At 73.1% G+C, this 18,165-nt stretch carries 21 protein-coding genes and 1 pseudogene; 7 read left to right on the forward strand and 15 right to left on the reverse strand.

Translation table 11 applies throughout. The features are described from left to right. Positions 1-2: 2 nt before the first annotated feature. Complete coding sequence (gene ftsY, locus ACODR5_RS10195) at positions 3-872, forward strand: signal recognition particle-docking protein FtsY (protein WP_449854285.1); 870 nt, start codon at positions 3-5, stop codon at positions 870-872. A 63-nt stretch (positions 873-935) separates the two neighbouring features. Next, complete coding sequence (locus ACODR5_RS10200; protein ID WP_449854284.1) at positions 936-1,436, forward strand: DUF2004 domain-containing protein; 501 nt, start codon at positions 936-938, stop codon at positions 1,434-1,436. Between the two features lie 19 nt (positions 1,437-1,455). On the opposite strand, the gene ACODR5_RS10205 is transcribed toward ACODR5_RS10200, so the two are convergent. From ACODR5_RS10205 to lipB, 6 genes are all read right to left on the reverse strand, one after another. Beyond that, positions 1,456-2,982: an ABC transporter ATP-binding protein gene (locus ACODR5_RS10205; RefSeq protein ID WP_488983567.1), complete on the reverse strand. Its 1,527-nt coding sequence runs from the start codon at positions 2,980-2,982 to the stop codon at positions 1,456-1,458. Next, positions 2,979-3,806: an ABC transporter permease gene (locus tag ACODR5_RS10210; RefSeq protein WP_488983568.1), complete on the reverse strand. Its 828-nt coding sequence runs from the start codon at positions 3,804-3,806 to the stop codon at positions 2,979-2,981. The genes ACODR5_RS10205 and ACODR5_RS10210 overlap by 4 nt, the downstream gene beginning before the upstream one ends. Then, entirely contained in the window at positions 3,803-4,807 is a 1,005-nt protein-coding gene (locus tag ACODR5_RS10215) for an ABC transporter permease (protein WP_488983569.1), read from the reverse strand. Before ACODR5_RS10215 ends, ACODR5_RS10210 begins: the two co-directional genes overlap by 4 nt. Continuing rightward, positions 4,804-6,429 (reverse strand): ABC transporter substrate-binding protein, encoded by a 1,626-nt coding sequence (locus tag ACODR5_RS10220; RefSeq protein ID WP_488983570.1) that lies wholly within the window; start codon positions 6,427-6,429, stop codon positions 4,804-4,806. Before ACODR5_RS10220 ends, ACODR5_RS10215 begins: the two co-directional genes overlap by 4 nt. A 99-nt stretch (positions 6,430-6,528) precedes the next feature. Further along, entirely contained in the window at positions 6,529-7,545 is a 1,017-nt protein-coding gene (lipA, locus tag ACODR5_RS10225; RefSeq protein ID WP_449854279.1) for a lipoyl synthase, read from the reverse strand. Then, on the reverse strand, positions 7,542-8,186 hold the full coding sequence (lipB, locus tag ACODR5_RS10230; RefSeq protein WP_449854278.1) for a lipoyl(octanoyl) transferase LipB: 645 nt from the start codon (positions 8,184-8,186) through the stop codon (positions 7,542-7,544). Before lipB ends, lipA begins: the two co-directional genes overlap by 4 nt. Positions 8,187-8,269: 83 nt before the next feature. Between lipB and ACODR5_RS10235 the strand changes: the two genes are divergently transcribed. Continuing rightward, entirely contained in the window at positions 8,270-8,827 is a 558-nt protein-coding gene (locus tag ACODR5_RS10235; RefSeq protein WP_488983571.1) for a TetR/AcrR family transcriptional regulator, read from the forward strand. Between the two features lie 87 nt (positions 8,828-8,914). Here ACODR5_RS10235 and ACODR5_RS10240 read toward each other — a convergent pair whose 3' ends face one another. After that, positions 8,915-9,049, reverse strand: a complete 135-nt coding sequence (locus tag ACODR5_RS10240) for a hypothetical protein (RefSeq protein WP_449854276.1) — start codon at positions 9,047-9,049, stop codon at positions 8,915-8,917. 32 nt (positions 9,050-9,081) lie between these two features. Next, entirely contained in the window at positions 9,082-9,633 is a 552-nt protein-coding gene (locus tag ACODR5_RS10245; protein WP_449854275.1) for a hypothetical protein, read from the reverse strand. Positions 9,634-9,842: 209 nt separating this feature from the next. On the opposite strand from ACODR5_RS10245, the gene ACODR5_RS10250 reads away from it, so the two are divergent. Beyond that, positions 9,843-10,208, forward strand: a complete 366-nt coding sequence (locus tag ACODR5_RS10250; protein WP_449854274.1) for a hypothetical protein — start codon at positions 9,843-9,845, stop codon at positions 10,206-10,208. Between the two features lie 24 nt (positions 10,209-10,232). On the opposite strand, the gene ACODR5_RS10255 is transcribed toward ACODR5_RS10250, so the two are convergent. Next, on the reverse strand, positions 10,233-10,379 hold the full coding sequence (locus tag ACODR5_RS10255) for a hypothetical protein (RefSeq protein ID WP_488983572.1): 147 nt from the start codon (positions 10,377-10,379) through the stop codon (positions 10,233-10,235). Positions 10,380-10,402: 23 nt separating this feature from the next. After that, positions 10,403-11,071, reverse strand: a complete 669-nt coding sequence (locus ACODR5_RS10260) for a metal ABC transporter solute-binding protein, Zn/Mn family (protein WP_488983573.1) — start codon at positions 11,069-11,071, stop codon at positions 10,403-10,405. Here ACODR5_RS10260 and ACODR5_RS10265 point away from each other — a divergent pair. Together ACODR5_RS10265 and ffh are read left to right on the forward strand one after the other, a co-directional pair. Then, positions 11,050-11,738 (forward strand): annotated as a pseudogene (locus ACODR5_RS10265) (ATP-binding cassette domain-containing protein). The gene ACODR5_RS10260 and the pseudogene ACODR5_RS10265 overlap by 22 nt on opposite strands. Before the next feature lie 13 nt (positions 11,739-11,751). Beyond that, the gene (ffh, locus tag ACODR5_RS10270) at positions 11,752-13,305 is read left to right on the forward strand and encodes a signal recognition particle protein (RefSeq protein ID WP_488983574.1); all 1,554 of its coding nucleotides are present in this window, start codon (positions 11,752-11,754) and stop codon (positions 13,303-13,305) included. Between the two features lie 92 nt (positions 13,306-13,397). Here ffh and ACODR5_RS10275 read toward each other — a convergent pair whose 3' ends face one another. The 5 genes from ACODR5_RS10275 to ACODR5_RS10295 all read right to left on the reverse strand — a co-directional run bounded on the left by ACODR5_RS10275 (position 13,398) and on the right by ACODR5_RS10295 (position 17,300). Continuing rightward, complete coding sequence (locus tag ACODR5_RS10275; protein ID WP_488983575.1) at positions 13,398-14,447, reverse strand: hypothetical protein; 1,050 nt, start codon at positions 14,445-14,447, stop codon at positions 13,398-13,400. 244 nt (positions 14,448-14,691) lie between these two features. After that, positions 14,692-14,892 (reverse strand): hypothetical protein, encoded by a 201-nt coding sequence (locus tag ACODR5_RS10280; protein WP_449855255.1) that lies wholly within the window; start codon positions 14,890-14,892, stop codon positions 14,692-14,694. 57 nt (positions 14,893-14,949) lie between these two features. Continuing rightward, the gene (locus ACODR5_RS10285) at positions 14,950-15,396 is read right to left on the reverse strand and encodes a hypothetical protein (protein WP_488983576.1); all 447 of its coding nucleotides are present in this window, start codon (positions 15,394-15,396) and stop codon (positions 14,950-14,952) included. Positions 15,397-15,442: 46 nt separating this feature from the next. Beyond that, positions 15,443-16,117, reverse strand: coding sequence for a LuxR C-terminal-related transcriptional regulator (locus ACODR5_RS10290; RefSeq protein WP_449855253.1), 675 nt, complete (start codon positions 16,115-16,117; stop codon positions 15,443-15,445). Continuing rightward, the gene (locus ACODR5_RS10295; RefSeq protein ID WP_488983577.1) at positions 16,110-17,300 is read right to left on the reverse strand and encodes an ATP-binding protein; all 1,191 of its coding nucleotides are present in this window, start codon (positions 17,298-17,300) and stop codon (positions 16,110-16,112) included. The genes ACODR5_RS10290 and ACODR5_RS10295 overlap by 8 nt, the downstream gene beginning before the upstream one ends. Positions 17,301-17,436: 136 nt before the next feature. Between ACODR5_RS10295 and ACODR5_RS10300 the strand changes: the two genes are divergently transcribed. Further along, a partial coding sequence (locus tag ACODR5_RS10300) for a PspC domain-containing protein (protein WP_488983578.1) occupies positions 17,437-18,165 on the forward strand: 729 nt, incomplete at its 3' end.

The raw sequence follows: 18,165 nt of genomic DNA on the forward strand, positions 1-18,165 counted from the left end.
CCATGGCAGAACGGTGGTCTCTGGGGCGTGCCCTGCGCGGCATGTTCGTCAAGCCGAGGATCGACGACGACACGTGGGACGACCTGGAGACCGCGCTGATCACGGCCGACTTCGGGCCGGACATCGCCGAGCAGGTGATCGACGACCTGCGCGAGAAGGTCGCGCGCTACGGCACGACCGACCCCGCCGACCTGCAGCGCATGCTGCGGGAGTCGCTCGAGGAGCGCTTCGCGCGCTTCGACACGACGCTCAAGCTCACCGAGCGCCCCGCCGTCGTGCTCGTGGTCGGCGTGAACGGGGTGGGCAAGACGACGACGATCGGCAAGTTCGCGAACTTCCTGCGGCGGTACGGCCGCTCGATCGTCGTGGGCGCGGCCGACACGTTCCGGGCCGCGGCCGTCGACCAGCTGGCCACGTGGGCCGAGCGCGGGGGAGCGGCGATCGTGCGTCCCCAGCAGGAGGGCCAGGATCCCGCGTCGGTGGCGTTCCAGACGATCACGTACGCCAAGGAGACCGGCACCGAGATCGTGCTCGTCGACACGGCGGGGCGCCTGCACACCAAGGGCGGCCTCATGGACGAGCTGACGAAGATCCGCCGCGTCATCGAGAAGCAGGCGCCCATCAGTGAGGTGCTGCTCGTGCTCGACGCCACCACGGGTCAGAACGGCGTGAAGCAGGCCGAGGCGTTCCTCGAGCACGCCGGCGTGACGGGACTGGTGATCACCAAGCTCGACGGCTCCGCGAAGGGCGGTTTCGTGCTGTCGGTGCAGGAGCGCACGGGCATCCCCGTGAAGCTGCTGGGCCAGGGCGAGGGGATCGGCGACCTCACCGGATTCACGCCGCACGTGTTCGTCGAGCAGCTGGTCTCCTGAGCGCGGCGCGCCCGGGCGGCTCGGCGTCTGGCCCCGCCGCGGCGATGCTGGTTGTATAGCGCCATGGCGATCGAACACGACTTCTTCGGACTGCTGGAGACGGGCCCCGACGGCTCGATCTTCTGGTCCGAGAGCGTCGACCTGGGGGACATGCGGGTGACGGTGGATCTGACCGCCCCGGATCAGGACGAGGTGACGCAGGACGCGCTGGACGCGGCCGCGGCGATCGTCTCGAGCCTCGAGGAGATGGACCGCAGGGCGCGGATCGCGATGCTCGGCGAGGTCGACAACCGCGCCAGCGAGGTGACCGAGTACATCCTGATGCAGCAGGAGCAGCTCGGCGACGAGCTCGAGGACTTCCTCGTCGACGTCTCCGGCGACGCGGCCGTCGACATCATCCGGTCGATGAACCTGACGAGCGTGACGATCCTCGCCGACGAGCACGGCGGCGACGACCCGTTCGCCGTCATGGAGTACGCCCTCGATCCCGACGCCGCCGATGACGTGCTGCTGGTGAACCTGTCGGGCGACGGCGAGATCCAGTCGGTCACGAGCGCCGACTGAGCGCGCGAGTGTCAGCCCGTCACAACCCCGCGGCGATGAGCTCGGCCGTGAACGCGTCGGACGGCGCGGCGTAGACCGCCTCGGTCGGACCCGACTCGACGACGCGCCCGTCGCGCATCACGGCGACGCGGTCGCTCACGCGGCGCACGACGGCGAGATCGTGCGAGATGAACACCATCGCGAGGCCCTCGTCGCGCTGCAGGCGCAGGAGCAGATCGAGGATGCCCGCCTGCGTCGTCACGTCGAGGGCCGATACCGGCTCGTCGCATACGAGCACGTCGGGCCGCGCGGCCAGCGCGCGGGCGATCGCGACCCGCTGCCGCTGCCCGCCCGAGAGCGTCGCGGGCCGCCGGCGCAGCACCGCGGGCGGCAGGCCGACGCGGTTCAGCAGCTCGCGCGGCTCGGGCGCGTCGCCGCGCCGCGCGTGGCGCAGGATCCGCTCCACCGTGTGGCGGGGATCGAAGGAGCCCAGCGGATCCTGCGGCACGAGCCGGATGCACCGCGCGGTGCGATCGACGCCGCCGGAGTCGGGGCGCTCGGCCCCGATGAGCAGCCGCGCGAGCGTGGACTTGCCCGAGCCCGACTCGCCGACGACGCCGACCACCTCGCCCGCGCGCAGCTCGAGGTCGACGCCGTCGACGGCGACGACGTCGCGATAGCGCTTGGTGACGCCGGTTGCCGCGAGGAGTGGGCGGCGCGGGGTGGCGGTGGTCGCTTCATCTCCGGTCGCCTCGCGACCTCCGTTCAGCAACCGGGGGACGTCGGCGGGCTTGGGGCCGGCGGGGACGGCGGCCAGGAGGGCGCGCGTGACCTCGTGGCGCGGATCCTCGAGCACCGCCGACGCGGCGCCGTCCTCGACGACGCGCCCCGCATCGAGCACCGCGATCCGGTCGGCGACGCGCGCGACCGCGCGGAGGTCGTGGCTGACGAGCACGAGGGCCGCGCCCTCGTCGCGCAGCCGTCCGAGACGGTCGAGCACGCGCACGGCGGTGGTGGCATCGAGCGCCGTGGTGGGCTCGTCGGCCACGAGCACCCGCGCCCCGCCGACGACGGCCGAGGCGATGAGGGCGCGCTGGCGCATGCCGCCCGACAGCTCCCCGGAGCGCCGGCGCAGGAGCGCCTCGGCGTCGGGCAGGCCCGCGGCCTCCATCGCCGCGACCACGCGCCGGCGCCGCTCGGCGCGGCGCACGCGCCGCACCGCGAGCGCCTCGCCGACCTCGGCCTCGATCGTGCGCAGCGGATCGAGGGACTGCAGCGCGTCCTGCAGCACGAGCGCCACGTCGCGGCCGCGCATCGCGCGCCGCCCGCGGCGGCCGAGGCGCGTCAGGTCGCGGCCGGCGACCTCGAGCACGTCGGCACGCACATGGACGCCCGCGTCGTCGTGGGTGAGGCCCAGCAGGGTGCGCGCGAGCACCGACTTGCCGGCGCCGGACTCTCCGACGATCGCGAGGCACTCGCCGGGCGCGACCGCCAGCGACACGTCGTGCAGCACCCGGCCCGCGCCGGGCAGATCGACGGAGAGGAAGCGGACGTCGACGGCGCTCATGACTCGGACGCTCCCAGCCGGCGGCCCAGCACGGTGAGCACCGTCGCGGTCGCGACGATCGCGAGGCCGGGGAACACGGTCATCCACCATCCCGTCGAGATGTACACGCGCCCGGCGTTGAGCATGGCGCCCCACTCGGGCGAGGGCGGCGGCGAGCCGAGCCCGAGGAAGCTCAGCGCCGAGACCCAGACGATGGCCTGCCCGATGCCGAGCGTCGCGGTGGACACGAGCGGCCACAGCGTGTTGGGCGCGATGTGCCGGGCGAACAGGGTGAGCGGGCCCGTGCCCTCGAGACGGGCGTAGCCGACGTAGTCGCTGCGCGCCACGCCGCGCACGCGCGAGCGCAGGATGCGCGCGTAGCCGGGCGCCGTTGCGAGCCCGATCGCGAGGACCGAGCTGCCCGTGCCCGGCCCGAGGATCGCGACGAGCAGCAGCGCCATGACGAGGGTCGGCAGGGCGAACAGCACCTCGACGGCGCGGCCGAGGGCGGCGTCGAGCCAGGCGGGGCCGAGCCCCGCCGCGAAGCCGATGACGAGCCCCAGACCGATGCCCAGCGCGGTCGCGGCCAGGCCGATCCCCGCCGAGGCGCCGGCGCCGTGCACGATACGGGTGAGGATGTCGCGCCCCGACTCGTCGGTGCCGAACGGATGCGCCGCCGAGGGCGCCTGGAAGGCCTCGGCCGGCGCGATGGCGAGCGGGTCTCCCGGCGCGACGAGCGCCGGCCACGCGACGGCGACGAGGAGGAGGACGAGGCACGCGAGCGCGATCGCGCCGGGCGCGCCCAGCCGCCGCAGCCCGGGCAGGCGGCTCACGATCGCCGTCACGATCCCACCGCCACATCCGGGGCGCGCAGCGCGGCGGGCCGCGGCCCGCGCAGGCGCGGATCGACGAAGAGCTCCACGACGTCGGTGACGACGACGACCGCCACGTACAGCAGCGCGACGACCGTGACGGCGCCGATGACGAGGGGCACGTCGCGGGCGAGCGCCGCGTCCTGCAGCAGGCGCCCCAGCCCGGGGCGGGCGAAGAGCACCTCGACGACCACGGCGCCCGAGAGCAGGTTGCCGAACGCCCAGCCCGACAGCGCGAGGGCGGGAAGGGACGCGTGCCGCAGGGTGTGCCGCAGCAGCACGCGCGGCTCGCCCGCGCCGCGTGCCCGCGCCGTGACGGCGAACGGCGCGGCGTCGGCCTCGAGCAGGGCATCGTGCGAGACCTGCGCGAGGAAGCCGGCGATCGGCACGGCCAGCGTGACGACCGGCAGCACGAGGCCCGCCGGATCCGCGCCCTGGCTCGTGGCCGGCAGCAGGCCGAGCGACGACGCGAACACGAGGATGAGCACGGCGCCGAGCCAGAACCCGGGCATCACGGTCGCGACGATCTCGACGCCCCGCAGCACCGCGTCGGTGACGCGCGCGAGGCGCCCGCGCACCGCGGTGGTGAGGATCGCGCCGGCGACGGCGAGCGCCCACGCCAGCACGAGCGCGAGCGCGGCGAGCAGCAGCGTGCCGGGCAGCTGCTCGCCGATCAGCTCGCCCACCGGCTGCCGCCGCGCGTACGAGTCGCCCAGCTGCAGGGTGGCGATCCGCCACAGCTGCACGAGGTACTGCACGACGAGCGGCTGGTCGAGGCCGTACTGCTCGCGCGCGGCGGCCACCGCGTCCGGGCCGGCCTGCGAGCCGGGCCCGCCGAGGATCGCCTCGAGCGGATCGCCCGACGAGCGCAGCGCGAAGAACACGATGGTCGCGACGAGCCAGACGACCAGCAGCGCGCCGCCGATCCGCCCCGCGATCCACCGCAGCGCGGGGAGCGCCCGCGCCCGGCTCATCCGAGCAGCTGGGCGTTCAGCAGCAGCGGCGTCGAGATGGTGTGCAGCGGCTCGACGCCCTCGACGCCCTTCGTGAGGAAGTGGTTCTGCTGGTCGTACAGCGGCAGCACCGTGTGGCTGTCGAGGATGATCCGCTGCGCGTCGGCGTACAGCTCGGCGCGCTCGGCGTCGTCCGTGGTCGCCAGGGCGGCCTCGAGCAGCGCGTCGAGCTCGGGATCCTGCAGCATCGCGTGGTTCGCGAAGTACCCGGACGGCGCCGGCACCGTGCCCTCGGAGTGGTACAGGATGCGCAGCACGTCGGGACCCACCGTGGTGTACGGCGCCGAGACGGCCTCGTACTCGTGCGCGGCGAGCGCGCCGTACCAGCTGGACAGGTCGACGGGCTCCAGCTGCACGTCGAAGCCGACGGCGGCGGTGTTCGCCTGGATCTGCTCGAACAGCGACTGCTCGGCCGCCGTGGACTGGTTCGTCGAGACGGGGAAGCGCACGGTCAGGGGCGTGCCGTCCTTCTCGCGCACGCCGTCGCCGTCCGCGTCGGTCCAGCCCGCCTCGTCCAGCAGCTCCGCGGCGCGGTCGGCGTCGGTCGCGAACGTCTCCTCATCCGACACGCCCATCGGCTCGACGCTCGAGAGCACCGAGTACGAGCGCGCGGCGGTGCCGTGGAACAGCGACTCGATGCCCGGGTTCGGGTCGGCGGCGCGCACGAACGCCTCGCGCACGAGCGGGTCGTCGAACGGCGGCTGGCTGGAGTTCAGCTCGATGCGGTTGGACGCCGCGGGGCGCGGCGCGTCGATGTGCGCGATGCCCTGGCCCTCGGCCGCCGCGATGTCGCTGGGCAGCGGGTTGTCGATCACCTGCACCTCGCCCGAGGCGAGCGCGGCCTGACGCGTGGCGGCGTCGGGGATGAAGCGCCACTCGACGCGCTCCACGTACGCCGGGCCGTCGTGCCCCTGGGGGTTCGTCGGCACGTAGTCGTCGTTGCGGGTGAGCACGACGCGGTCCTGGGGCGTCCAGCTCTCGACGACGAAGGGACCGGTGCCCACGGGGGCGAGGCAGTTCTCCTCCTGCCCGCGCGCGATGCCGGCCGGCGACTGCATGGCCGCCCAGTGCTGGCTCAGCACCTCGAGCAGCGCCGACTTGGGCGTGGAGAGGCGGAAGCGCACGTGCGTGGGGTCGACGACCTCGACGGCGTCGATCTGCTGCACCGCCAGCCAGCCCGTGGACGATCCCGTGTCCGGGTCCTGCAGGTGCTCGATGTTGGCCTTCACGGCCTCGGCGTCGAACGGCGTGCCGTCGGTGAAGGTCACGTCGTCGCGCAGCGTGAGATCCCACGTCAGGCCGTCCTCGGACGTGGTCCAGTCGGTGGCGAGCCACGGCACGATCTCGCCGTCGGCGTCGCGGCCCACGAGGGGCTCGAGGAACTGGGTCGCGAGCAGCGCCTGCGGGTAGTTGCCGCCGACATGCGGGTCGAGGCAGGTGGGCTCCGCGTCGCCCGTCGCGTAGACGAGCGTGCCACCCTCGATCGGCTCGGCGCCGTCGTCGGGGGACGCGCCCCCGGTGCAGCCGGCCAGCAGGAGGGCGAGCATTCCCGCGGCGAGCGCGGGCAGGGCACGACGATTCATGACGTCCTTCGGGTGAAAGATGGATCGCGTCCAACAATGGATCGCAAGGATCCAGCGTAGCGCGCGGCGGACGCGCGGGCTCCGCCGGTGCGGCCCGGATCAGACGGCCTGCGCGAACTCCGCGGGCGCCCCGTCGACGAGGTGGCGCAGGTGCGCGGGGATCTCGCGCCCCTTCTCGCGCATGGACTGCGCCCACAGGCGCCCCGCGCGGTACGAGGAGCGCACGAGCGGGCCGGCGAGCACGCCGAGGAAGCCGATCTGCTCCGCAACCGCCTTGAGCTCGACGAACTCGTCGGGCTTGACCCAGCGCTGCACCGGCAGGTGGCGGGGCGAGGGGCGCAGGTACTGCGTGAGGGTGATGATGTCGCAGCCCGCGTCGTGCAGGTCGTGGAGCGCCTGCACGACCTCCTCCGGCTCCTCGCCCATGCCGAGGATGAGGTTCGACTTCGTGATGAGCCCGGCCTCGTGCGCCTGCGTGAGCACGCCGAGCGAGCGCTCGTACGTGAAGGCGGGGCGGATGCGCTTGAACACGCGCGGCACCGTCTCGACGTTGTGCGCGAACACCTCGGGGCGCGCGTCGAAGACCTGGCCGAGGTGCTCCGGCTTGCCCGACATGTCGTTGGCGAGCAGCTCCACGCCCGTGTTCGGGTTGAGCGCGTGGATGCGTCGCACCGTCTCGGCGTTGAGCCAGGCGCCCTCATCGGGCAGGTCGTCGCGGGCCACGCTCGTGACGGTGGCGTAGCGCAGGCCCATGCGGCGCACCGACTCGGCCACGCGCCGCGGCTCGTCCGTGTCGTAGTCGGCGGGCTTGCCGGTGTCGATCTGGCAGAAGTCGCAGCGGCGCGTGCACTGCGAGCCGCCGATGAGGAAGGTGGCCTCGCGGTCCTCCCAGCACTCGTAGATGTTGGGGCACCCGGCCTCCTGGCACACGGTGTGCAGGTCCTCGCCCTTCACGAGCTCGTGCAGCTGCCGGTACTCCGGCCCCTGGCGCACGCGGGTCTTGATCCACTCCGGCTTCTTCTCGATGGGGGTGGCCGCGTTGCGCACCTCCAGGCGCAGCAGCTTGCGCCCGTTCGGCGCGGTCTGGGCGGGGGCGGCGGGGGAGCAGGCGGTCACGCGGGGATCCTCTCGAAGGTGCGGCGGAAGGCCCCCGCGACGGCGTCCTTGACGCCGCGGGGAGACAGGTCGCGCCCGGTCTCGAGCGCCATGGTGGTCGTGTGGGCGTCGCTCAGCCCGCACGGCACGATGCGCTCGAACGGCGCGAGCGGGTTGTCGCAGTTGAGGGCGAAGCCGTGCATGGTCACGCCCTGCTGCACGCGCATGCCGATGGCGGCGATCTTCGCGGCCGGCCCCGACCCGCGCTCGATCCACACGCCGCTTCGCCCGTCGATCCGGGTGCCCTCGACGCCGTAGTCGCGCAGCACCTCGATGAGCATGTCCTCGATCGCGCGGACGCACGCGACGGCATCGCCGCGATCCGCCACTCGCATGATCGGGTAGCCGACGAGCTGGCCGGGGCCGTGCCACGTGATCCGGCCGCCGCGGTCCACGTCGATCACCGGGGTGTCGGCGTCGCGCGGCCGGTCCTCGGGCTGCGTGCGCGAGCCGGCGGTGTAGACCGCCCCGTGCTCGAGGAGGATGAGCGTCTCGGGGCGGCGGCCGTCCCGCACCTCGGCGTGGATGCGGCGCTGCAGCTCCCAGCCGTCGAGATAGGGGACGACGTCCGGCGCGAACCCCGGTTCGAGCACGTCGAACATCGAGCCTCCCCGTTCGGTCGGACGTCGTCCCGGTCCTATTCCTAGACCGCGTCCAATAATACGCACGAGCCTACACTGGTGCGATGCAGAGCGCGGCGGGCAGGCCAGGCAGGCCGAAGGCGATCTCGCGCGAGATGCTCGCCGAGGCCGCGTGCGAGCTGTTCCTCGAGCAGGGCTTCGACGACACCTCCGTGGCCGACATCGCGCGCCGGGCCGGCATCGCCCGCTCGAGCTTCTTCAACTACGCCCCGTCGAAGTCCTCGCTGCTGTGGGCGGGGCTGGACGAGCGGATCGACGCGCTCGCCGCGGCGCTCGGGGCCGGCGAGGACCCGGCCGCGGCGGTGGCCGCCATGGCCGACGGCTTCGCGCCCGACGCGCTCGCGCTCGCGCACGCGAACGCCGCCGCCATGGGGATCGAGGCCGAGCTCGAGCGCGAGTCGGCGCTGCGGCTCGTTCGGATCGGCGGTCTCGTGGCCGAGGCGCTGCGACGCCGCGGCACGGGCGAGCTCGCCGCAGAGGTCGCGGGCGCGGCCCACGGCGCGGCCGTCGTGGCGGCGATCCGGCACTGGGCGCGCATCGGCCCCGGCGCCCGCCCGCTGTCGGCGGTGGTGCGGGAGGCGCTGGAGGCCGTGCGCGGCTGACGCGCCGCGCCCGGACACGACCCTGCCCCGGGACACGACCGTGCCCCGGGCGGTTTTCCACCCGGGGCACGGCACAGCGGTGAGCGATCAGCCCAGGGCGACCGCCATCTCGTTGGGCGCCTCGTCGAGCTCGACCGAGGCGACGATCTCGCCCGTGGTGAGGTCGACGGCGTGCAGCGTGTTCGCCGCCGGCTCGCTGATGTAGGCGATGTCGCCGTTCACGACGATCGCGGGGTGCGGATCCTGCCAGTGCCTTAGATCCAGTCGCAGGCCACGATGAAGTTCTCGGAGTCAACGATCGGACCAAATTGCACGCTTCGGACCATCGGGTAAGCGATCATGTCGTACCGACGCTGATTCGAATTCACACACGTGTGGAACTGAGAGACCGTCTTGACCATCTCATACGCCGCCCCGGGCGCCCGAGCCGAGCCAGTCTCCTCCTGGAAGCAGAACGGACCGGTGCATCCGTCGCGCAGCACGATGCGAAGATCATGCTGGTAGACGTTGTTCGTGCCGCTGCAGTAGTTCTGACCGCCCCAGTAGAGCTGGCCGTTCAGCTTCGCGATTTGAACGAAGTGGCCGGTGCAGTATGTTCCTGCAGACCAGGCTGTGCGGACCAGGTCGCCGTCTTCGTTCGGCAACTCATCCGGAAGCATGAAGACGTAGTCTCCGTCCTCGTAGAAGTAGAACGTCGCGCCCTTGACGTCTTGCTCCACCGATACGACCTCGCCCGTGATTCCCTGCCGGGCCAGCTCTTCGGCATCGATCGGCGGTGCACTTGCGGTAGGGCCGTCCTCGATCACGTTTCCGCCGAGGACTCGGGGTTCCGACGACGAATGAACCGTAGGTGCCGGGTCCGCGGGTTCCTTCCCGTCCGCCGCGTTCGCCACCGCTGGACTTCCGATGAGTAGAACCGCGGCGAAAACAGCCGTCGTGATCCTTCTAAGCTTGCGCACTGCGGGACCTGCCCTTCTCATGTGGGAATCGCGCGTCAGTGGCGCGAACAGCTGCGATGAGCCGCTTTATCATCGAGGCGTCCAGTTCGGAGGTGCAAGTGAACGTTTCTCCCGATAGCCCGCTCGACGGGCTCCTGAGCGGGCGCAACCAAGCATTTGATGCGCTCGAAGTCGCCCTGGCGTCCGCGGAGGATGTGGATGAGCGCATTGCGGATGCCTGTGCGCGGGGAGCGACCACTGACGAGCTAGCGGCGACGCTCGGAGTGACTACATCGGTGGCGCACGAGCTTGCCGCCGGAACGACGACGTTCTCCGACTTTCTCCTTCGGAGCGCCATCACCGGTTCGTTGCCGGACCGGTCACGAGGGGCGAGGCGTGCGGTTGCTTTTCGCAACGCGGGCCTCGCGGAGCCGAAGCAGTAGGGCTCCGACCTTGACGGCTCGAGCCTAGGCCACCGCCAGGCGGCCCTCGGCGGCGGGGCCCTCCGGCGCCTCGGCGTCGGATCCCGGGGAGGTCGCGCAGCCGGCCAGCAGCAGGCCGGCGGCGCTCAGGGCGGTCGCCGTGGCGAGCATCCTCTGGTGTCGTCGTCTCATCGTGTTTCCCTTCGTTCGGCCCCTCATCGGGAGAGGCCCTCTGCGATGCGTTCGCTGTTGGTGCGCATCATGGACAGGTAGGTGTCGGCGCCCTCGCCCTCGGCGGTGAGCGACTCGGTGAACAGCTCGGTCACCTGCACGTCGATGCCGGCCTCCTCGGCGAGCACCTGCATGAGCCGATCCGGCTGCGACGACTCCGCGAAGATCGTCGAGACGCCCGCGGCGCGGATCGCGTCGGTGAGGCCGAGCAGATCGCTCGCGCTGGGCGCGGCGAGGGTGCTGCCGCCCGGGATCACGGCGCCGACGATCTCGAAGCCGAAGCGCTCGGCGAGGTAGCCGAAGACGTGGTGGTTCGTGACGAGCTGCCGGCGCTCGGCCGGGATCGCGGCGAAGGCCGCCGTCATCTCGTCGTCGAGCGCGACGAGCTCCGCGCGGTAGGCGGCGACGTCGGCCTCGAGCGCGGCGTCGTCGACGCCGCCGAGGGCCGCGAGCTCGGGCGCGAGCGCGTCGACGACCGCGATCATCTGGGCCGGATCCGTCCAGAAGTGCGGATCGTCCGCGCCGCCCGCGTCGGCGCTCGCATACGCGAGCACGTCCACGTGATCGCCGGCCACGAAGGTCGTCACGCCCTCGCCCGCCGCGCGATCGAGGTGCTGCTGCAGGCCCTGTGATGGGCGTGTCCGAATACGCAACGCCCCCCGATCCGATCCGCCGCACCTCCGCCCCGCTGCTGTGGGCGCGGGATGTCTGCTTCGCCTACGACGGCGCCGACGTGGTCCACGACGTCTCGCTCGAGCTGCCGCGCGGCGCGGTCACGGCGCTGTGCGGGGCGAACGGGTCGGGCAAGTCGACGCTCGTCGAGCTGCTGGCGGGGGTGAAGCGGCCGCGCGCTGGCGCCATCGAGCGGGGCGGATCGCTCGCGCTCGTCGTGCAGCGCCCCGATGTACCCGACGCGCTGCCGCTCACGGTCGGCGACGTCGTGCGCATGGGCACGTAGGGCACGCCGCGGTTGCGCGGGTCGCGGCCCGGCAGGAGGCCGCGCGGGCGATCGAGCGCGTCGAGCTGACGGGCATGGAGGATCGCCGCCTTGTGGAGCTCTCCGGCGGTCAGCGCCAGCGCGCGCTGCTGGCCCAGGGGCTCGTGCGCGGCGCCGACATCCTCATCCTCGACGAGCCCGCCGCGGGCCTCGACGCCGCCAGCCGCGACCGCGTGCGGGCCGCGCTGGTGGAGGAGGCGGCCAGGGGAGCGGCGGTGCTGTGCGTCACGCATGACGACGACGCGATCGCCGCGGCCGACCGCGTCATCCGGCTCGACGGCGGTGTGATCGTGCGGGAGAGCGTGCCGGCGGCCCTCGCGTAAACTCGTACGCACCATGGCTGCATTCGGCGATCTCTCCTCGCGTCTGACCGAGACGTTCCGCAATCTCCGCACGAAGGGCAAGCTGTCGGCGGCGGACGTCGACGGCACCGTCCGCGAGATCCGGCGCGCGCTGCTCGACGCCGACGTCGCCCTCGAGGTCGTCAAGGCCTTCACGGCGAAGGTGCGCGAGCGTGCCCTCGGCGACGAGGTGAACCGCGCGCTGAATCCCGCGCAGCAGGTCGTGCAGATCGTCAACGAGGAGCTCGTGGCGATCCTCGGCGGCCAGCAGCGCCGGCTCGAGTTCGCCAAGACGCCGCCGACGGTCATCATGCTCGCGGGCCTGCAGGGTTCCGGCAAGACGACCTTCGCGGGCAAGCTCGCGAAGATGCTCGAGAAGGACGGCCACACGCCGCTGCTCGTCGCGGCCGACCTGCAGCGCCCCAACGCCGTGAACCAGCTGCAGGTGGTCGCCGAGCGCGCCGGCGCGGCGATCTACGCGCCCGAGCCGGGCAACGGCGTGGGCGACCCGGTGAAGGTCTCGCGCGACGGCGTGGAGTTCGCCAGGCAGAAGCTGCACGACACCGTCATCATCGACACCGCCGGCCGCCTGGGCGTCGACGCCGAGCTCATGAAGCAGGCCGCGGACATCCGCAAGGCCACCGATCCGGACGAGGTGCTGTTCGTCATCGACGCGATGATCGGACAGGACGCCGTGAACACGGCGCGCGCCTTCCAGGAGGGCGTGGACTTCACCGGCGTCGTGCTGTCGAAGCTCGACGGCGACGCGCGAGGCGGCGCCGCGCTGTCGGTCGCCTCCGTCACGGGCCGGCCCATCATCTTCGCGTCCACGGGCGAAGGGCTCGACGACGTCGAGGCGTTCCACCCAGACCGCATGGCGAGCCGCATCCTCGACCTCGGCGACATCCTCACCCTCATCGAGCAGGCCCAGCAGGCCTTCGACGAGGAGGAGGCCCAGAAGGTCGCCGAGAAGCTCGCGAAGGAGGCCTTCACGCTCGAGGATTTCCTCGAGCAGATGCAGCAGCTCAAGAAGATGGGCTCCATGAAGAAGATGCTCGGGATGCTCCCGGGCATGGGCCAGATGAAGCAGCAGCTCGAGGACTTCGACGAGAGCGAGATCGACCGCACCGAGGCGATCATCCGCTCGATGACGCCCGCCGAGCGCCGGAACACGAAGATCCTGAACGGATCGCGCCGCTCCCGCATCGCGCGCGGATCGGGCGTGACGGTGACCGACGTGAACCAGCTCGTGAACCGCTTCGAGCAGGCCGCCAAGATGATGAAGACCGTCGCGCGCGGCGGCACGCCGAGCATCCCCGGCATGGGTGCCATGCCCGGCATGGGCCGGCCGGGCGCCTCGGCGAAGCGCGGCAAGCAGGCGAAGAAGAAGGGCGGCTCGCGCTCGGGCAACCCCGCCAAGCGCGCCGCCGAGAACGCCGGTCTGCCCGCCCAGCAGCCCACGGGCTCGGGCTTCGGCCTGGGCTCCGCGGGCGCGCAGCCGACCGAGGCCGACCTCGCGGAGATCCAGAAGCTGCTCGGCGGCCGCTGACTTCCGCAGGCCGGGTGAACCTCATCGGTTGCTGAACGGAGCGGCCGCAGGCCGCGGAGATGAAGCGACCACCGCAACCGGCCTGGCCGCGCTCAGGCCCCGGCTCGCCGCCAGGTGCTGTCGCGGCGCTCCTGCCGCCACGTGACCGGATCGCCCGTGACGCGCGCCGCGTCGGTCAGCCAGTACGTCGTGTCGGGCGACCACCCGGCGATCACGCTCGAGTGCTCGTCGTCGACCCGGATCGCGCGGCCCGCGCAGGCGAGGTAGCCCTCGACGGGCAGATGCACGGCGTCCCACTCGCGGGCGACGAGCGACCAGTCGGGGATGACCCACCTCCCGTCGCGCCCGGTCGCCTGGTACCAGTCGTGGCGCCGCGAGGCGGTGACGTCCAGCGGGTGGCGCCGGCACAGCTCGGCCCACTCGTCGATGCCCCGGATCTCGAGCACGCGGCCGGTGCCGCGCACGGGGATCGCGCGCACCTCCCGCCAGCCCAGGCTGTCCTCGACGAGCCGCACCCCGGCGGGCGTGCCGTCGCCCATCTCGCCCGTCGTGGCGAGAACGCCGGAGGGCGTCGACCACCACGTGTTGCTCCACGACGCCGAGACATCCCGCGGGGACTCGCGCTCCGCCCATGCCTCGCCCTCTGCCACCGCCGCCCGCCACGCCTCCAGAGCGGCGCGCGCGTCGCGCGGATCGGGCAGTGCGGCGTCGCCGCGATCGATCGCCCACTGCGGCGGGTGCGGCCCTGCCGACCACCAGCCGGTCGCGGGCAGATCCGCCACCCGCTGCGCCACGGCCGTCAGCGCGTCGCGCAGCTCGGGGAGGGCCGCGACGGCGTCCTCGCCGTCGGGCTCCTGCCAGTAGCGCGCGGCGTCGACCGCGCGAACGAGGGCCGCCGTGACGGCGGCGTCTTTGATGCCGCGCAGACCCCGGGCGAGCACGAGCCGCGCGAGCTCGGCCGGTTCCGGCGGCGGCGGGTCGGCCGCGCCCGGGCGGAAGAACCCCCACGAGAGCGTCGCTCCGCTGTGCTCCCGCGCGAGGTGGAACAGCCCGATCGAGACCGCGTCCGGCTCGCCGGTGCGGAGCAGCTCAAAGCAGAGGCGCCGGCCGCGCGGACCCGCCATGATCGCCTCCGCCCGCATGCGACGAGCGTATCGGGCTGGTGGGTGAACCTCATCGGTTGCGGAACGCCGGCGGCCGCAGGCCGCGGGGCTGAAGCGAAACCGCAACCGTCAGGGAGTCGCTGTGGTCGCTTCATCTTCGTTCGCTGTTGCTCACTTCGTTCAGCAACCGTGGGGTTTCACCGTTCGGTTGCACTCATCGGTTGCTGAACGGAGGCGCGCAGCGCCGGAGATGAAGCGACCACCGCAAGCCGCCGGATCGGGCTCAGGGGCCGGAGATACGGGTCCAGGCCGTGCGGCCGAGGGCGCGGTGGGTCGCCTCGGTCGAGGTGGGGTCGGCGTGCTCGCCGGCCCGTCGGGTGTCGTCTCGGGGTGCGTCCTTCGCGCGGCGGCCCTGCACGATCCGCCAGGCGATCGCCCAGCCGAACAGGGCCAGCAGGGCGAGGCCGCCGAGCATCTGCATCATGGGGCCGATCCTAGCCACACGATCCCGGATCGGGAATGGCTGTGACTCCCTTGGGCGTCAGGATCGGGTGAGCTCGGCGGCGCCGAAGGGGAAGGGGAAGAACCACGTGCCCGGGCGGGGCCATCCCTCGATCGGGTAGAACGCGATCCAGAGCCCGATCGCGACGATCGACACGACGACGATCGCGACGATGAGCCATAGGCGCCGCGTGAGCATGCGGGCCGCGTCGCGCGCGTCGACGGCGCGGCGGGCCACCGCGCGGAAGGCGCCGATGACGATGACGGCGATGGCCAGGTACACCAGCGGGCTCGGCCCGATCTCGATCTGGATGCACGTCTCGTCGGCCTCGCCGAAGCACTGGCCCTTGCTGCCGACGGCCAGGAACGAGTACAGCATCGCCGCGACGACGGCGCGGAGGAGGAACGAGCGGAACATCAGGAGCACCGGGCGCGCCTGCTCCAGGCGCTCGTCGTGCGGCGCCGGGGCCTCGCGGATGTCGCTCATACCCGTACTCTGGCAGGCGCCGGCGCTCGCCGGCAAGCCGAGCGGGTCAGAGCAGGCGTCGGGCGGAGGCCCAGGCAGTGAGCTCGTGGCGGGACGACAGCTGCAGCTTGCGGAGCACGGCCGACACGTGCGACTCCACCGTCTTGATCGAGATGAACAGCTCGCCGGCGACCTCCTTGTACGCGTAGCCGCGGGCGATGAGGCGCATCACCTCCTGCTCGCGGGCCGAGAGCCGGTCGAGCTCGTCGTCGGCCTGCGCGGTCTCGCCCGCCGCGGCACCGAACGCGTCGATGACGAAGCCGGCCAGGCGCGGCGAGAAGACCGCATCGCCCTCGGCGACCGTGCGCGCCGCGCGCGAGACCTCCTGCCCGGACGCGCCCTTCGTGATGTAGCCGCGGGCGCCCGCGCGGATGACGCGCACGACGTCCTCGGCGGCGTCCGACACCGACAGCGCGAGGAAGCGCGTGGCGGGCGAGAGCGGCGCCGCGCGGCGCAGTACCTCCTCGCCGCCGGTGCGCTCGCCCTCATCGCGCGACTCAGCGGTGAGCGGCAGGTGCACATCGAGCAGCACGACGTCGGGACGGGTCTCGGCGATCACCGCCACCGCCGCGGCGGCATCGGCGGCCTCGCCCACGACGCGCAGGTCGGCGGCGAGATCGTGGCGCAGGCCGGAGCGGAAGATCGAGTGGTCGTCGACGATGACGACGCGCAGCTCAGCCACGCCCGCCGCCCGCGGGGTAGCGGATGTGCACCTGCGTTCCGGTGCGGCCGGCGCCCGGGCCGACGGTGGCCGAGCCGCCGATCCGGCGCATGCGGCCGAGGATCGACTCGCGCACGCCCAGCCGGTCGGGCGGCACGTCGTCGAGCGAGAATCCCGGACCGCGGTCGCGCACGTACACGTCGACCGCGCCGTCCGATCCCTCGATGTACACCGACACCTCGCCGCCGGCGTGGCGTGCGGCGTTGAGCATGGCCTCGCGCGCCGCGGCGGCGACCTCGCCGCTGGCCCGCTCCGTCGAGGCGCCGGCCGAGACGACCGTCATGACGACCTCGTAGTCGAGCTCGAGGGCCGAGCCGTAGTCGCGCAGGTCGGTGGCGAGGTCGCTGTCGGCGGGCAGGTCGCCGTCGTACAGCCACGCACGCAGTTCGCGCTCCTGGGCGCGGGCGAGGCGGCCGGCCTCGCTCGAGGCGCCCGCCCGGTTCTGGATGAGCGCGAGCGTCTGCAGCACCGAGTCGTGCAGGTGCGCGGCCATCTCGGCGCGATGCTCGGCGCGGATGCTCGCCACACGCGCCGCCTGCAGCTCGCGCATCCGGGCGACGAACGTCGACGCCCACACCGCGGCGATCGCCACGACGATCGCGGGCGCGAGGAGCAGGGTCGTCCTCGGCGCGTGCTCGACCATCGTGACCGTCGCGAGCAGCTGCGACGCCAGCAGGATGGTCGCGACGGTCCGGACGACGACATCGTGTCGCGTCCCGCGCAGCGGATCGTGCCGATCGATCCAGGCGGACCACAGGCCGGCGAAGGCCGTCAGAGCAGTCGCCGCGACCAGGGTGAACCGCGCGGAGTAGACAGAGAAGCCGGCTTCGAGGAGGCGAGATGCCGTCCCGAGCAGGGGCAGCGTCAGCACCATCGCCAGCCCGAGCGCGATCCATGCCACCGGTGCCTCGCGCCGCACGCGCTCGGCGGGCCGAGCGACGGGCGTGAACGCCCACAGCCACGCGTACAGCAGCACCCCGGCGCCGAAGGCCACGGTCAGCAGGACGAACACGGCGCGCGTGGGGCCGACGCGCCAGCCGAGGTGGTCGGCCAGGCCGCCGGCCACGCCGGAGACGACGGCGTCGTTGCGCCGCACGAGGGGCGGCACGGCGACGGCGGGCAGCGGGGCGGCGAGCGCGGTCACGCCGGCCCCTCGGTGCGCGGGATCGGTGGCATGCCCCTAGCGAACCACACGGATCGGCGCGGCGGCGGGCGGTTCAGGGACGGATCAGGGGTGTCCCTCATAGCCGCTCGGCGCGACCGGCGGGGAGGATCGACTCATGACCTCCGCAACGCCCTCGCCGCCCGTCGCCGACGTGCCGGATCCCGCCCCGCGCCCCGAGGCGGCGCCGTGGAGCTGGATCCGCGACCTCGGACTCGTGCGCACCGACGGCTGGGCAGGCGGCGTGTGCGCGGCGATCGCGCAGCGCATCGGCGTCGACCCGATCATCGTTCGCGGCGTCTTCGCCGTCGCCACCGCGCTGGGGCTGCCCGGCCTATGGGTGTACGCCGCGTGCTGGGCGCTCCTGCCCGACGCGCAGGGGCGGATCGCGCTGCAGCTGCGGGCCGGATCCGCTCCGGCGCTGCTGGGCGCCCTCGCGACGGCCGCCCTCGCGCTGCTCGGATCCGCCGCCGGCGTCGTGCTCACCACGCTCGCGCTCGGGTGGGGGCCCGGACCCGCGGCCCTCTTCCTCGGCCTGGCCGCCCTCGTCATCGGCCTGGCGCTTATCGTCTGGCTGGCGCGGCGGTCCGCGCCGGCCACCATCGTCCCCGCATCCGGGGATGTCGGCGGGCCGTCGGACCCCGCCGAGCGCGACGGGGCGGCTTCGGGCGCCGCCCCGTCGCCTCCACTCGCCGAGCCGATCGCGCCGGAGCCCTCGGGCGACATGGCGGCCTGGCGCGCGCAGTACGACGCGTGGCGCGCGCAGCACGAGGCGTGGCGCCGCGGCCAGGCCGACGCCGAGCGCGCCGCGCGCGAGGAGGAACGGGCGCGCCGCCGCGAGCAGGCG

The sequence above is a fragment of the Microbacterium sp. FG3 genome, from assembly GCF_057809335.1.